At 70.0% G+C, this 13,396-nt stretch carries 10 protein-coding genes and 2 pseudogenes; 7 read left to right on the top strand and 5 right to left on the bottom strand.

Annotated elements, in window-relative coordinates; genetic code table 11:
- Positions 1–92: 92 nt before the first annotated feature.
- Entirely contained in the window at positions 93–1,646 is a 1,554-nt protein-coding gene (locus QFZ82_RS11495) for an RNA polymerase sigma factor (protein WP_307713079.1), read from the top strand.
- 153 nt (positions 1,647–1,799) lie between these two features.
- On the top strand, positions 1,800–2,645 hold the full coding sequence (locus tag QFZ82_RS11490) for a trypsin-like serine protease (protein WP_307713078.1): 846 nt from the start codon (positions 1,800–1,802) through the stop codon (positions 2,643–2,645).
- A gap of 121 nt (positions 2,646–2,766) precedes the next feature.
- Here the strand turns inward: QFZ82_RS11490 and QFZ82_RS11485 are convergent, their stop codons facing one another.
- Entirely contained in the window at positions 2,767–2,997 is a 231-nt protein-coding gene (locus tag QFZ82_RS11485) for a hypothetical protein (RefSeq protein ID WP_100109587.1), read from the bottom strand.
- A 432-nt stretch (positions 2,998–3,429) separates the two neighbouring features.
- Here QFZ82_RS11485 and QFZ82_RS11480 point away from each other — a divergent pair, with 432 nt between their 5' ends.
- From QFZ82_RS11480 to QFZ82_RS11460, 5 genes and pseudogenes are all read left to right on the top strand, one after another.
- A complete protein-coding gene (locus tag QFZ82_RS11480) occupies positions 3,430–5,556 on the top strand; it encodes a type IIA DNA topoisomerase subunit B (RefSeq protein ID WP_307713077.1) in 2,127 nt (708 codons plus the stop codon).
- 106 nt (positions 5,557–5,662) lie between these two features.
- A pseudogene (locus QFZ82_RS11475) lies at positions 5,663–6,825 on the top strand (sensor histidine kinase).
- Positions 6,822–7,496: pseudogene (locus QFZ82_RS11470) on the top strand (response regulator). Before QFZ82_RS11475 ends, QFZ82_RS11470 begins: the two co-directional pseudogenes overlap by 4 nt.
- A 98-nt stretch (positions 7,497–7,594) precedes the next feature.
- Complete coding sequence (locus QFZ82_RS11465) at positions 7,595–8,074, top strand: DUF485 domain-containing protein (protein WP_307713076.1); 480 nt, start codon at positions 7,595–7,597, stop codon at positions 8,072–8,074.
- Entirely contained in the window at positions 8,071–9,672 is a 1,602-nt protein-coding gene (locus tag QFZ82_RS11460; protein ID WP_307713075.1) for a cation acetate symporter, read from the top strand. The genes QFZ82_RS11465 and QFZ82_RS11460 overlap by 4 nt, the downstream gene beginning before the upstream one ends.
- Before the next feature lie 134 nt (positions 9,673–9,806).
- Here the strand turns inward: QFZ82_RS11460 and QFZ82_RS11455 are convergent, their stop codons facing one another.
- The 4 genes from QFZ82_RS11455 to QFZ82_RS11440 all read right to left on the bottom strand — a co-directional run bounded on the left by QFZ82_RS11455 (position 9,807) and on the right by QFZ82_RS11440 (position 13,379).
- Positions 9,807–10,487: a response regulator gene (locus tag QFZ82_RS11455; RefSeq protein WP_307713074.1), complete on the bottom strand. Its 681-nt coding sequence runs from the start codon at positions 10,485–10,487 to the stop codon at positions 9,807–9,809.
- Entirely contained in the window at positions 10,484–12,166 is a 1,683-nt protein-coding gene (locus QFZ82_RS11450) for a sensor histidine kinase (protein ID WP_307713073.1), read from the bottom strand. The genes QFZ82_RS11455 and QFZ82_RS11450 overlap by 4 nt, the downstream gene beginning before the upstream one ends.
- Before the next feature lie 213 nt (positions 12,167–12,379).
- Positions 12,380–12,616 (bottom strand): hypothetical protein, encoded by a 237-nt coding sequence (locus tag QFZ82_RS11445; RefSeq protein ID WP_177151644.1) that lies wholly within the window; start codon positions 12,614–12,616, stop codon positions 12,380–12,382.
- Positions 12,617–12,731: 115 nt separating this feature from the next.
- On the bottom strand, positions 12,732–13,379 hold the full coding sequence (locus tag QFZ82_RS11440) for a DUF6082 family protein (RefSeq protein WP_307713072.1): 648 nt from the start codon (positions 13,377–13,379) through the stop codon (positions 12,732–12,734).
- Between the last annotated feature and the right edge of the window lie 17 nt (positions 13,380–13,396).

Below are 13,396 nucleotides of genomic sequence, written 5' to 3'. Positions count from 1 at the left end.
CCACCGGTACATCCGCAGCCCGGTGGTCGTCGGCTCCGGCCCGATCATGGGTGGGGCCGGAAGCTGTTTTCCATCGTTCCGAGAGGTTGTTCGTGTCGGCCAGCACATCCCGTACGCTCCCGCCGGAGATCGCCGAGTCCGAGTCTGTGATGGCGCTCATCGAGCGGGGAAAGGCTGATGGGCAGATCGCCGGCGATGACGTGCGTCGGGCCTTCGAGGCTGACCAGATTCCGCCAACCCAGTGGAAGAATGTTCTGCGCAGCCTCAACCAGATCCTCGAGGAAGAGGGTGTGACGCTGATGGTCAGTGCAGCGGAGTCGCCGAAGCGCGCCCGCAAGAGCGTCGCAGCGAAGAGCCCGGCAAAGCGCACCGCCACCAAGACCGTCGCCGCCAAGACGGCTCCGGCCAAGACCGTCGCCGCCACCGCGGCGTCGTCGCCCGAGACCGTCGACGTCACGGCGGACGAGTCGGCGGCCGCCGCGCCCGCCAAGAAGACCGCCGCCAAGAAGGCGGCGACGAAGAAGACCGCGGCGAAGAAGACGGTCGCCAAGAAGACCGCGGCGAAGAAGACCGCGGGCAAGAAGGACGACGAGATCGTCGAGGGCGAAGAGCTGCTCGACGAGGTCCAGCCCGGCGCCAAGGGTGACGAAGAGGAGCCCGAAGGCGAGAGCAAGGGCTTTGTCCTCTCCGACGACGACGAGGACGACGCGCCCGCACAGCAGGTCGCCGTCGCCGGTGCCACCGCCGACCCGGTCAAGGACTACCTCAAGCAGATCGGCAAGGTCCCGCTCCTCAACGCCGAGCAGGAGGTCGAGCTCGCCAAGCGCATCGAGGCGGGCCTGTTCGCCGAGGACAAGCTGGCGAACTCGGACAAGCTCGCCCCCAAGCTCAAGCGCGAGCTGGAGATCATCGCCGAGGACGGCCGCCGCGCCAAGAACCACCTGCTGGAGGCCAACCTCCGACTGGTCGTCTCGTTGGCCAAGCGCTACACCGGCCGCGGCATGCTCTTCCTGGACCTGATCCAGGAGGGCAACCTCGGTCTGATCCGTGCCGTCGAGAAGTTCGACTACACCAAGGGCTACAAGTTCTCCACGTACGCCACCTGGTGGATCCGTCAGGCGATCACCCGCGCCATGGCCGACCAGGCCCGCACCATCCGTATCCCGGTGCACATGGTCGAGGTCATCAACAAGCTCGCGCGGGTGCAGCGCCAGATGCTCCAGGACCTGGGCCGCGAGCCCACCCCGGAGGAGCTGGCCAAGGAGCTCGACATGACCCCCGAGAAGGTCATCGAGGTCCAGAAGTACGGCCGCGAGCCCATCTCGCTGCACACGCCGCTCGGCGAGGACGGCGACAGCGAGTTCGGTGACCTCATCGAGGACTCCGAGGCGGTCGTGCCGGCCGACGCGGTCAGTTTCACGCTCCTCCAGGAACAGCTGCACTCGGTCCTGGACACGCTGTCCGAGCGTGAGGCGGGCGTCGTCTCGATGCGCTTCGGTCTCACCGACGGTCAGCCGAAGACCCTCGACGAGATCGGCAAGGTCTACGGCGTGACGCGTGAGCGCATCCGTCAGATCGAGTCCAAGACGATGTCGAAGCTGCGTCACCCGTCGCGCTCCCAGGTGCTGCGGGACTACCTCGACTAGGTCGTCGGCGCGCCTGCGGCCCATGCCGCGAAAGGGCCCGGTCCCCCATGGGGGACCGGGCCCTTTGTCGTGTCCAGGTTCTCTCGCGGGTGCGGTCGGGGGCACCCTGCACCACTCTGGGTGCACACCATTCACGCAGAGTCAGGAGGCCGTATGCGTCGTCCCACAGCCCGAGGACTGGCCGGGGTTCCGGCCCTCATCGCCGCCGCAGTCCTGGCGCCACTGGCGATGCCCTCGCCCGCAGCCGCCGACCGCGTGGTCGTCGGCGGCTTCGAGGTGAAGGCCGGAGAGAGTCCCTGGGTCGTCGCCCTGTCCAGCCGTGACCGGTTCGGCCCAAAGCGGGCCGGGCAGTTCTGCGGGGGCGTCGTCGTGGCGCCCACGAAGGTGATGACCGCCGCTCACTGCCTCAGCCGGGCCGTGCTGGGCAAGGAGGTGAGCGCCGTGCGGGATCTGCGCGTCATCTCCGGCCGCTCCGCGCTGGACGGGCAGGGCGGACGGGAGATCGCCGTCCGCTCGAGCCAGGTCTCGTCGGCGTACGACCCCGCCACGAACACGGCCGACATGGCGGTCCTGACGCTCTCGGAGGCTCTGCCGGGTGCCAATGTGCTCCCGGTCGCGAAGGCGGGCGAGGACGTGTACGCGCCCGGCACCGAGGCCACCGTGTACGGCTGGGGCGACACCACGGGCGGGGGCGGCTACGCGCCCACGCTGCGTGCGGCGCGCGTCTCGGTCCTGCCGGACGCGACCTGTGAGCGGGCCTACCCGGGCGGACTGGGCAGCCGGTACATGAAGACAACCATGCTCTGCGCCGGGGCTCCGCAGGGCGGGCGGGACGCCTGCCAGGGGGACAGCGGGGGCCCGCTGATCGCACGCGGGCGGCTCATCGGCCTCGTCTCGTGGGGCAGCGGCTGCGGCCGCCCGGAAGCACCTGGGGTCTACACCCGGGTGTCGACGGTCGCCCCCTTGGTCACCGGGGGGAACGTCCTGGTCGGCCACTGACCGCTGCCGCGTTCATCCCCGCGGTCCCTGTATGAGAGCGGGCGGCTGCTCCCTGTGTCCAGGGGGCAGCCGCCCGACGCCGGTCCTCGACCGGCTCATGGCTCGTCGTGGATGCGAGGTCTCAGTGGTCCTCTTCGCCGGCTCCGGCCGGAACGGCCGTCAGCCGGTCCGTCTCATCCTGTATCTCCGCGGCGATCTTCTTGAGTTCCGGCTCGAACTTGCGGCCGTGGTGGGCGCAGAAGAGCAGTTCACCGCCGCTGATCAGGACGACGCGCAGATACGCCTGGGCGCCGCAACGGTCGCAGCGGTCAGCGGCCGTCAGCGGGCTCGCGGGGGTCAGAACAGTAGTCACGTCGCCTCTTCTCTAGCTCGACGAGCTGTCGTACCAGGTGCAACATCCAACCAGCCCGAAAACGTTCCCGCTCGGGGCTTTCCCTCGAATTTTTTTCCGAGGCGGCTGTCTGCTGCCGGTTGGCGGCGAATGAGCCGTATTGCTTCGCTCTACGGATTTCGCGTTGCTTGTCTCGTTTGGCCCTCCCGGCTGGGTTGCCGGTTGTTCATGAGGACGTGCCCGGAGCCTAAATGGTTCATGCCTGGAAGGGAACGTGATGTGCACGTCACCCCATCGAGGGATCGAACACGTATGCGATGCTGGACTAGCATGAGAAATCAAGAGGGTGGCGTTACATCGGCTCTACCAGGCCTCGGTAGGCTCTGAGCGGCGACCGACGCCCCGGCCTTACCCCACTTGGCCACATCTGAAATTCAGCGAGGAGCGAACCGCGTGACCGCCGAAACGTCCGTGCCGTCCACAGCGCTGCTGACCGCAGACCGTGACGGTTCCAACTACACCGCGCGGCACCTGCTCGTCCTGGAGGGCCTCGAAGCGGTCCGCAAGCGGCCCGGCATGTACATCGGGTCCACCGACAGCCGTGGCCTGATGCACTGCCTGTGGGAGATCATCGACAACTCCGTGGACGAGGCACTCGGCGGCCACTGCGACCACATCGAGGTCATCCTCCACGAGGACGGGTCTGTCGAGGTCCGGGACAACGGCCGCGGCATCCCGGTCGACGTCGAGCCCAAGACCGGCCTGTCGGGCGTCGAGGTCGTGATGACCAAGCTGCACGCCGGCGGCAAGTTCGGCGGCGGGTCCTACGCGGCCTCCGGCGGTCTGCACGGCGTCGGCGCCTCTGTGGTGAACGCGCTCTCCGCGCGGCTCGACGTCGAGGTGGACCGCGGCGGCGCCACCCACATGATCAGCTTCCGGCGCGGCGTGCCCGGCATCTTCACCGAGTCGGGCCCCGACGCCCCCTTCGACCCGGCCAACGGGCTCCTGAAGGGCAAGCGCGTGCCGAAGGCCCGGACCGGCACCCGCGTGCGGTACTGGGCGGACCGCCAGATCTTCCTCAAGGACGCCAGGCTCTCCCTGGAGACGCTCCACCAGCGTGCCCGGCAGACCGCCTTCCTCGTCCCCGGGCTCACCATCGTCGTGCACGACGAGCGCGGCCCGGCGGGTGGCGACGGCGAAGGCAAGAGCGTGGAGACGTTCCGCTTCGACGGCGGGATCAGCGAGTTCTGCGAGTATCTGGCGCAGGACAAGGCGGTCTGCGACGTGCTGCGGCTGAACGGCCAGGGCACCTTCAAGGAGACCGTGCCCGTCCTCGACGACCGCGGTCACATGACCCCGACCGAGGTCACCCGCGAGCTCGGTGTCGACGTCGCCCTGCGCTGGGGCACGGGCTACGACACCACGGTCAGGTCGTTCGTCAACATCATCGCCACCCCCAAGGGCGGCACCCATGTCACGGGCTTCGAGCGCTCGGTGACCAGGACGGTCAACGAGGTCCTGCGCTCCACCAAGCTGCTGCGCGTCGCCGAGGACGACATCGTCAAGGACGACGCCCTGGAGGGCCTCACAGCGGTCGTGACCGTTCGGCTCGCCGAGCCCCAGTTCGAGGGCCAGACCAAGGAGGTCCTCGGCACCTCGGCCGCCAACCGGATCGTCGCGAACGTGGTCGCCAAGGAGCTCAAGGCCTTCCTGACCTCCACCAAGCGGGACGCGAAGGCCCAGGCCCGCGCCGTCCTGGAGAAGGCCGTCGCCGCCGCCCGTACGCGCATCGCGGCCCGCCAGCACAAGGAGGCGCAGCGCCGTAAGACGGCCCTGGAGTCCTCGTCGCTGCCCGCCAAGCTCGCCGACTGCCGCAGTGACGACGTGGAGCGCAGCGAGCTCTTCATCGTCGAGGGAGACTCCGCGCTCGGCACGGCCAAGCTGGCACGCAACAGCGAGTTCCAGGCGCTCCTGCCGATCCGCGGCAAGATCCTCAACGTCCAGAAGTCGTCCGTCTCGGACATGCTGAAGAACGCCGAGTGCGGTGCGATCATCCAGGTCATAGGGGCGGGCTCCGGCCGCACCTTCGACATCGACGCGGCGCGCTACGGCAAGGTCATCATGATGACGGACGCCGACGTCGACGGTTCCCACATCCGGACCCTGCTGCTCACGCTCTTCCAGCGGTACATGCGGCCGATGGTGGAGGCCGGCCGGGTGTTCGCCGCTGTTCCGCCGCTGCACCGGATCGAGCTGATCCAGCCGAAGAAGGGCCAGGACAAGTACGTCTACACGTACTCGGACAACGAGCTGCGGCAGACGCTGCTCGAGTTCCAGCGCAAGGGCGTCCGTTTCAAGGACTCCATCCAGCGCTACAAGGGCCTCGGAGAGATGGACGCGGACCAGCTCGCGGAGACCACGATGGACCCGCGTCACCGTACTCTGCGCCGGATCAACATCGGCGACCTCGAGGCCTCCGAGCAGATCTTCGACCTGCTGATGGGCAACGAGGTCGCACCCCGCAAGGAGTTCATCACCAGCTCGGCGGCCACCCTCGACCGCTCCCGCATCGACGCCTGACGCCCACCCGGGGGTGGAGGCAGGCTCCACCCCCGCTTCCTCCCCCGGTCCGATCCGGCGCGGGCCCCCGCCTCCGTAGCATCGGCGCGGACGGAGGAGGACAGGGGTGCCCGGCAGCAGATGGACCGAGTGGCCGACGCGCGAGGCGCTGTCCCGGATCGGGATCCCGAAGGCGCGTATCGCGCTGGACATGGCCATGCTCCTCGGCCTGGCCGGCTGGGCCGTGTACAGCTCCTACGCATCGGGTGCGTTCCACGGCTGGGGCGCTGTGCTGCCGCCGCTCGGGCTCGCCGGCTGCGCAGCGGCCGTCATGCGCTTCCACCTGACGACGCTGGCCAACCGGCTGCTTCCCTCGCTGGGGCTGCTGGCAGTCCTGTGCGCGGTGGGGGCCGGAGCCTACGCCGCCGGGGCCGACGTTTCCCGCGGTGGTGCTGTGGATCAGTTGCTGCGTCATGGCCATGGCGCGTATGCCGCTCGCCGCGGCGCTGGGCACGGTCGCCGTGCAGTGCGTCGGGTTCGCCCTCACCGACGACAGCCGGTGGGGCGCATGGGTCACCACCGCGGCGGTGGTCCTCGCCGGTTACTCCCTGCGGCTCGACGCCCACGCCAAGGGCACCGGGTACCGGCTTCTCCCGCAGGAGCGGGCGGCTCGCGAGGCCGAAGCGACGTCGGCGGGCCTCGCCGAGCGGGCCCGTATCGCCCGGGAGATCCACGACGTGCTCGCGCACAGCCTCTCCGCGCAGCACGTGCACCTGAAAGGCGGCCAGGCTGCAGATCGAGCGAGGCCCCGAGCGCCCCTTCCGGGACAAGCTCCTTGAGCGGGTGGTCGCGGCGCGCGCCATGGCCCGGGAGGGGCTGGCCGAGACCCGGCAGGCCCTGTCGGCGCTGCGGGGCGAGATGGCGCCGGTGGAGGACTACCTGCGCGAGCTGGCAGCCGCCGACGGGGCACGGACCGAGGTCACGGGGGAGCGGCGGCAGCTTCCCGCCGAGGCGTCGCAGGCCGTGCGGAGAGTCGCCCAGGAAGCCCTGACCAACGTGCGCAAGCACGCGCCCGGAGCCGAGGTACGCATCGCGCTGGCCTATCTGGAGGGGGAAATAGCCCTGGAGGTGCGTGACTTCGGGGCACGGCAGAAGACCGGTGACCTCATGGCATCAGGCGCCGGATACGGTCTGCTGGGGATGCGCGAGCGGGCGGAACTGGCCGGCGGCACCCTGGACGCGGGACCGGACGGGGAGGGGTTCGTGGTGCGGCTGCGAGTGCCGGTATGAGCGGGCGGATCGCCAGAGTGGTCGTCGCCGACGACCAGGCCGTGGTGCGCGAGGGCATCGTGATGCTGCTGGGTCTGCTGCCCGGCATCGAGGTCGTCGGCTCGGCCAGGGACGGGGAGTAAGCGGTCCGGCTCGTAGCCGAACTGGCCCTCGACATCGTGCTGATGGACCTGAGGATGCCGCGCTGCGACGGAGTGGAGGCGACCCGCCGGATCCGCGCCGGGCACCCAGCGACACAGGCCGTCGTGCTCACCACCTACGCGGACGACGACTCGCTCTTCCCGGCACTGCGGGCAGGGGCGCGCGGCTATCTCACCAAGGACGCGGACGGGGACGAGATCGTCCGGGCCGTCCAGGACGTCATGGCGGGTGGAGCGGGCCTCTCACCGGTCGTGCAGCAGCGGCTGCTGGAACAGGTCACCGCCGAGCCACCGGCGGCCGGGCCCCGCCTGCCGGACGGTCTGACGACCCGTGAGGGCGAGGTGCTCACCCTGATCGCCGAAGGCCTGGCGAACGCGGACATCGCGGGTCGGCTCGGCATCTCCACGGCGACGGTGAAGACGCACATCAACAATCTCTTCGCGAAGGCCGGTCTGCACGACCGCGCGCAGGCGGTGCGGTACGCCTATCGGGAAGGGCTCGCTCAGCCACCGGGGACGGGCATCACCTGATGGAGTGAAGAGCCCTGGGAGAAGAGTCCGAGATCTTCTCGCTTTGTCCATTCTTGTGCATGCGGGCCGAAACGGTTCGCTGACAAGGAGAGTTGAGCGTGGACGAGAAGGAAGGGCAAGGCGCGTCGGCGGTTCGGGTCGAGGACCCGTGGTACGACACGCCGGCCTCCGGCTGGGGCGATGTGGACGGCACCGGTGGGCGGGTCCCCGTGACCTCGCCGGCGTCCGCGCAGCAGGGCGAGACCGGCCCGAGCGCTGCCGAGATCTATCTTGAGGTGCAGCGCAGCGCCGCTTTCCAGGAAGTACGCCGCCGCTACCGGCGGTTCGTCGTGCCTGCCTCCCTCGCCTTCCTCCTGTGGTACCTCGCCTACGTGGTGGCCGCGACCACCGCACCGGAGTTCATGGCCCGCCCGGTCGCGGGCGCGGTCAATGTGGCGATGGTGGCAGGACTCGGCCAGTTCCTCACCACGTTTCTGCTGACCTGGGCGTATGCCTGCCATGCCGGTCGGCGGCGCGACGGTGCGGCGCTCGAACTGCGGTGGGACACCCAGGAGATGACTCGGGGGGCCGGGCGTTGAGCGGCGACCACCAGGCACTGGCGCTGCTGCTGTTCAGCGCGTTCGTCGCCGTCACCCTCGGCATCACGACATGGGTGAGCCGCCACAGGCACGGGTCGGCCGAGGAGTTCTACGCGGGCGGGCGGCTCTTCTCCCCGATGGAGAACGGTTTCGCCATCGCGGGCGACTACATGTCGGCCGCTTCCTTCCTCGGCATCTCCGGACTCATCGCCCTGTTCGGCTACGACGGAATGCTCTACTCCGTCGGGTTCCTGGTCGCCTGGCTCGTCGTTCTCTTCCTCGTCGCGGAACTGGTACGCAACTGCGGCCGGTTCACTCTCGCCGATGTCGTCGCCTCCCGGATGAAGGAGCGACGCGTGCGTATCGCGTCGGGAACTTCCTCGGTCACCGTGTCCGTTCTCTATCTGGTGGCGCAGATGGTGGGAGCCGGGTCCCTCGTCGCGCTGCTGCTGGGCGGGACGAGCGAAGCCGCGCGCTCGTGGACCGTCGTCGGCGTGGGCGCCCTGATGGTGATCTATGTGTCGATGGGAGGGATGCGAGCCACCACCTGGATCCAGATCGTGAAGGCCGTGCTGCTGATGGCGGGCGCGATCGCGATGACCGTGCTCGTGCTGATGCGTTTCGGCGGTGACATCGGCCAGTTGCTCAACTCCGCTGCCGAGCGCAGCGGACGCGGCAGGGAGTTCCTCTCACCCGGGCTCCGGTACGGGGGCGACTGGACCGCGCGCCTCGACTTCATCAGCCTCGGCCTGGCACTGGTGCTGGGCACGGCAGGACTGCCGCACATCCTGTCGCGCTTCTACACCGTGCCGACCGCGCGAGCCGCCCGCCACTCGGTCGTCTGGGCCATCGGCCTCATCGGCAGCTTCTATCTGATGACGATCGTGCTCGGCTTCGGTGCCGCGGCCGTGGTGGGCGCGGACGAGGTACGGGCGTCGAGCGCCGCCGGGAACACCGCCGTGCCGCTGCTCGCCCTCGACCTCGGCGGGGGAGCGGGCTCGACCGGGGGCACCGTGCTCTTCGCGGTGGTCGCCGCCGTGGCCTTCGCGACGATCCTCGCGGTCGTCGCGGGCATCACGCTGGCGTCCTCTGCCTCGGTCGCGCACGACCTGTACGCAACCCTGCGACGCCCGGCCGACCGGGAGGGCGGAGGGTACAGCGAGGTGGCGGTCGCCAGGATCGCGGCGGTCGGGATCGGCGCCGTGGCCATCGGGCTCGGACTGCTGGCCCGCGACCTGAACGTGGCCTTCCTGGTGGGGCTGGCGTTCGCGGTCGCCGCGTCGGCGAACCTGCCCGTCCTGCTCTACTCGCTGTTCTGGCGGAAGTTCACCACCCGCGGGGCGGTGTGGTCGGTCTACGGAGGTCTCATCCCTTCGGTGCTGCTCGTGGTGCTGTCGCCGGTGGTGTCCGGGAGCCCGCAGGCGCTCTTCCCGGGCATGGACTTCCACGTCTTCCCGCTGGAGAACCCAGGGCTCGTCTCGATCCCGCTCGGCTTCCTCGCGGGCTGGATCGGCACTGTCACGTCGTCGGAGCCGCCGGACTTGGCCCGGCAGGCCGAGACCGAGGTGCGGGCGCTGACCGGGGCCGGTGCCGTGTAGCGGGCCGCCGGTGCGGCCTGTCGGCGGTCTCGGCAGCGGTCCCGCCGGCAGCCGACCGTCGACAGCCCGGCCTCCGGTCGGAAGCGGTGTGACGTGGCGTTCGAGCCTGCCCGTACCGCACACCGGAGGCAGGTTCAGCCGCTGGTCGTCCAGGAGTAGCGGTGTTCGGGACGGCCCGTCTCGCCGTACTTGAGGCTCAGCCGCACGCGGTCCGCCCGTTCCAGCAGCTTCAGGTAGCGCTGTGCGGTCTGCCGGCTCATCCCCGCCCGTTCCGCGATTTCCTGGGCCGAGAGCGGGCCCTCGGCGGTCAGCAGGACCTGGCGCACCACTTCGGCCGTCGTCGGTGAGTGCCCCTTGGGCAGTTCGGGCGCGACCGACCGCGCCGACAGGGTGCTGAAGATGCGGTCCACCTCGGCCTGCTCCGCCTCGCCGCCCCCCTCGAGGGTGCGCCGCAGCGTCGCATACGCCTCCAGCTTGGTGCGCAGCCCGGCGAAGTTGAACGGCTTCACCAGGTACTGGAGGGCGCCGTGACGCATGGCGTCCTGGACCGTCGCCACGTCACGGGCCGCCGTCACCATGATCACATCGGTCTGATGGCCGAGACGGCGCAGCTCCCGGACCACGGCGAGGCCGTTCTCATCCGGCAGATAGTGGTCGAGCAGGATCAGATCCACAGGCGTCTCGGCGATACGGGTCAGTGCCTCGGCGGCCGAGTGGGCGATCGCGGCGACCTGGAAGCCCGGCACCTTGGCGACGTAGGCCGCGTTGATCTCCGCGACCCGGACGTCGTCGTCCACGACCAGTACGTCGATCATCGTGTCTCTCGCATCGTCTCGGCGGCGGCCCTCGGCATCTCCGCCGCCCCCATTGCCGCGAGCGGCTGCTCGGTCAGTGCCTCCGGCAGGACGACGGTGAACTCGGCGCCGCCCGCGGCGGCTTCGCTCACCACCGCCGCGCCGCCCTGCCGCTCGGCGAACCTGCGCACAAGCGCCAGCCCCAGCCCGCGCTTGCCGTGCGCGGGCAGCTCCTTGGTCGACCAGCCCTCGGTGAAGATCAGCTCACGCCGCTCGTGCGCGACCCCGGGCCCGCTGTCCGCGATGCGCAGGACGACGGTGCGGTCCTCCGCGTGCAGCTCCACCTCGACCGTCGCGTCCGGCGTGCCCGCTGCCGCGTCCAGCGCGTTGTCGACGAGATTGCCGACGACGGTCACGAGCCCGCGCGGATCGACCAGCCGGTCGGGCAGCAGCGTCGCGGGCGCGATGCGCAGCGACACCCCGCGCTCGGCCGCCACGGTCGCCTTGCCCACGAGCAACGCCGCCAGCAGCGGGTCGTGGATCTTCTCCGTGACCTGCTCCGCGGTGGCCCGGTGCACGCCGACGACCTCGGTGACGAACTCCACGGCCTCCTCGTGCATCTCCAGTTCGAGCAGACCGAGGAGGGTGTGCATCCGGTTCGCGTGCTCGTGGTCCTGGGCGCGCAGGGCGTCGATCAGGCCTCGGGTCGAGTCGAGTTCCCGGCCCAGCTGTTCCAGTTCGGTGCGGTCGCGCAGAGTGACGACGGCGCCTCCGTCGTCGGTCGGCATCCGGTTCGCGATCAGTACCCGGCTGCCCCGTACGGTCAACAAGTCCTCGCCGCTGACGCGGCCCGCGAGCACCTCGGTCGTACGGCCTTCGCCCAGCGCCTCGTCCAGCGGCCGGCCGGTGGCGTCGGGGCCGACCCCCAGCAGGCGCTGTGCCTCGTCGTTGAGCAGCCGGATCCTGCCGGTCCGGTCGAGGGCCACGACGCCTTCACGGATGCCGTGGAGCATGGCCTCGCGTTCGGCGAGCAGGGCGGAGATGTCGGAGAAGGCGAGGTCGTGGGTCTGTCGCTGGAGCCTGCGGGAGATCAGGTAGGCCGCCAGCGCGCCGACGGCCAGCGCACCGCCCGCGTACGCGATGAGTCCCGGGATGGCGGCGAGCAGCCTGGCGCGGACGCTGTCGTACTCGATGCCGACCGACACGGCCCCGACGATCCGGCCCTCGTCGTCCTTGAGCGGCACCTTGCCCCGTGCGGAGCGTCCCAGGGTGCCGCTGTCGATCTCCATCACCTCTCGGCCGGCGAGAGCCTCGCTCGGGTCGGTCGAGACGATGCGCCCGATCTCGGAGGGTGACGTGTGCGACCAGCGCACGCCGTTGTCGTCCATGACGACGATGTACTCGGCGCCGGTGGAGACCCGGATCCGCTCGGCCTCCTTCTGCACCGGGCCGTCGGCGGTCGGGCGCGTGCCGGTCACCTCGTCGGCGAGCTCGGGGGAGGCGGTGGTCTGCGCGATGGCCAGGGCGCGCCGCATCGCCTGGTCGTCGAGCTGGGAGCTGAGCGGCGCGAGGAAAAGGCCGGTGGCCAGCGCGGTGACGCCGGTGGCGATGGCCAGCTGCATGAGCAGGACCTGGGAGAAGACCCGCTGCGGCCAGCCGAACCGCCGTCGCCGGGCGGGGGCGGTCGGTACGGGGCTCATGCCTACGAACGGTAAACGGCGCGGCCCGCTTTTCGAAATGGACGATTCCGCACCCGGCCCGCACACGACGCCTCCGCACGAGGCGATTCCCGCACGGGCCTCTCAGCGCCCCGGGGACTCGGCATGTTCAGAACGCCGAGGCGGTTCACGGGGCCGGAACGACGACGTGCTCGGCACCGGTCGGCGCCGAGCACGTGCGGTCCCCGCCGGCCGTTACGCGTCGGGGATGTCGGCCTTGGCTCTGATGAGCGTTTCGCGACTGATGATCACGATGCGCTCGTAGTCCGCGCGGGCGGCGTCGGCGGGAAGTTCCTTGTCGAGGTCTTCCGTGGCCTCGGTGCCGATCACGGCGAAGCGGCCGTCGCTGAGCTCGAAAATGTCCGGGCAGGTCTGCCCGGACAGGCTTCCGCGCTCGCGAGGGGACGCTCCGATCCTACGAACGATCTTCACTGGCGCCGATCCTTGTGTGTGGGAGAGGGGTGACACGGCTGGGGCGCAGTGTGCCACGACCGGACCACTGCGGCCTCCGTTTACACACAGGTGAAACGACGGCTTTGCTCCTCGGTCACCCCGCCGGGCGTTCGTCGATCACCCGGTCGACCATCCGCCCCAGTTTCGCCTCGTCCGACTCGTACGGCAGCTCGGCGCGATGCTGCCGGGTCTCTCGCCAGTACTCGCGGAAGAGGGGGCTGCGGCAGATCACCCTCACATGACCGTTCAGGTCCCGCTCGCTGGTCGAGCCGATCCGGTAGGCGTGCAGCAGGTTGCCGTAGAGAGCGTTGGCGTACAGATACTGGCGCCGGCGCACCGGCGGGACGTGGTCACCGTACGCGTTGAGCACCTCGGCGAGATCCGGATCGTCCATCGCTTTGGACAGCAGCTCGAACTGGAGCCGGTGCTGGCTCGTGATGTCGGCGCGCCGCTGGTAGCCGTTGGCGGCCTCCATGTGCTGAAGCTGGGTGGCGAGGCTGGAGTTCTGCCGGCGGAGCTGGCCGTGCTGGATGATCAGGGCGACGAGGACGGCGCCGAAGGCCAGGCCGGAGAAGACGGCGTTCGCGGCGGAGACGTCGGTGTCGGGTGCGAGCGCCTCCATCGTCGAACTGATGGCGAGGCTGAGCGCGGCGACCAGTCCCACCACGCCGGTCGCGGAGGCGATGACCAGCGCGATACCCGCCGCCACCCCCCGCTGGTGCCGATTTCCCTGTGTGCTCATGTCAACCCCCGAGACAG

The sequence above is a fragment of the Streptomyces sp. V4I23 genome, assembly GCF_030817975.1.
Taxonomy (GTDB): Bacteria; Actinomycetota; Actinomycetes; order Streptomycetales; family Streptomycetaceae; genus Streptomyces.
Note: the sequence above shows the minus strand (reverse complement) of the source record. Positions and strands in the feature narration are given on the sequence as shown.

What these genes read in the sequence shown, in the direction of transcription:
- QFZ82_RS11490 (WP_307713078.1), top strand. Translation starts at nt 1,800, where the DNA reads ATGCGTCGTCCCACAGCCCGAGGACTGGCCGGGGTTCCGGCCCTCATC.
- QFZ82_RS11455 (WP_307713074.1), bottom strand. Translation starts at nt 10,487, where the DNA reads ATGATCGACGTACTGGTCGTGGACGACGACGTCCGGGTCGCGGAGATC.
- QFZ82_RS11440 (WP_307713072.1), bottom strand. Translation starts at nt 13,379, where the DNA reads ATGAGCACACAGGGAAATCGGCACCAGCGGGGGGTGGCGGCGGGTATC.
- QFZ82_RS11450 (WP_307713073.1), bottom strand. Translation starts at nt 12,166, where the DNA reads ATGAGCCCCGTACCGACCGCCCCCGCCCGGCGACGGCGGTTCGGCTGG.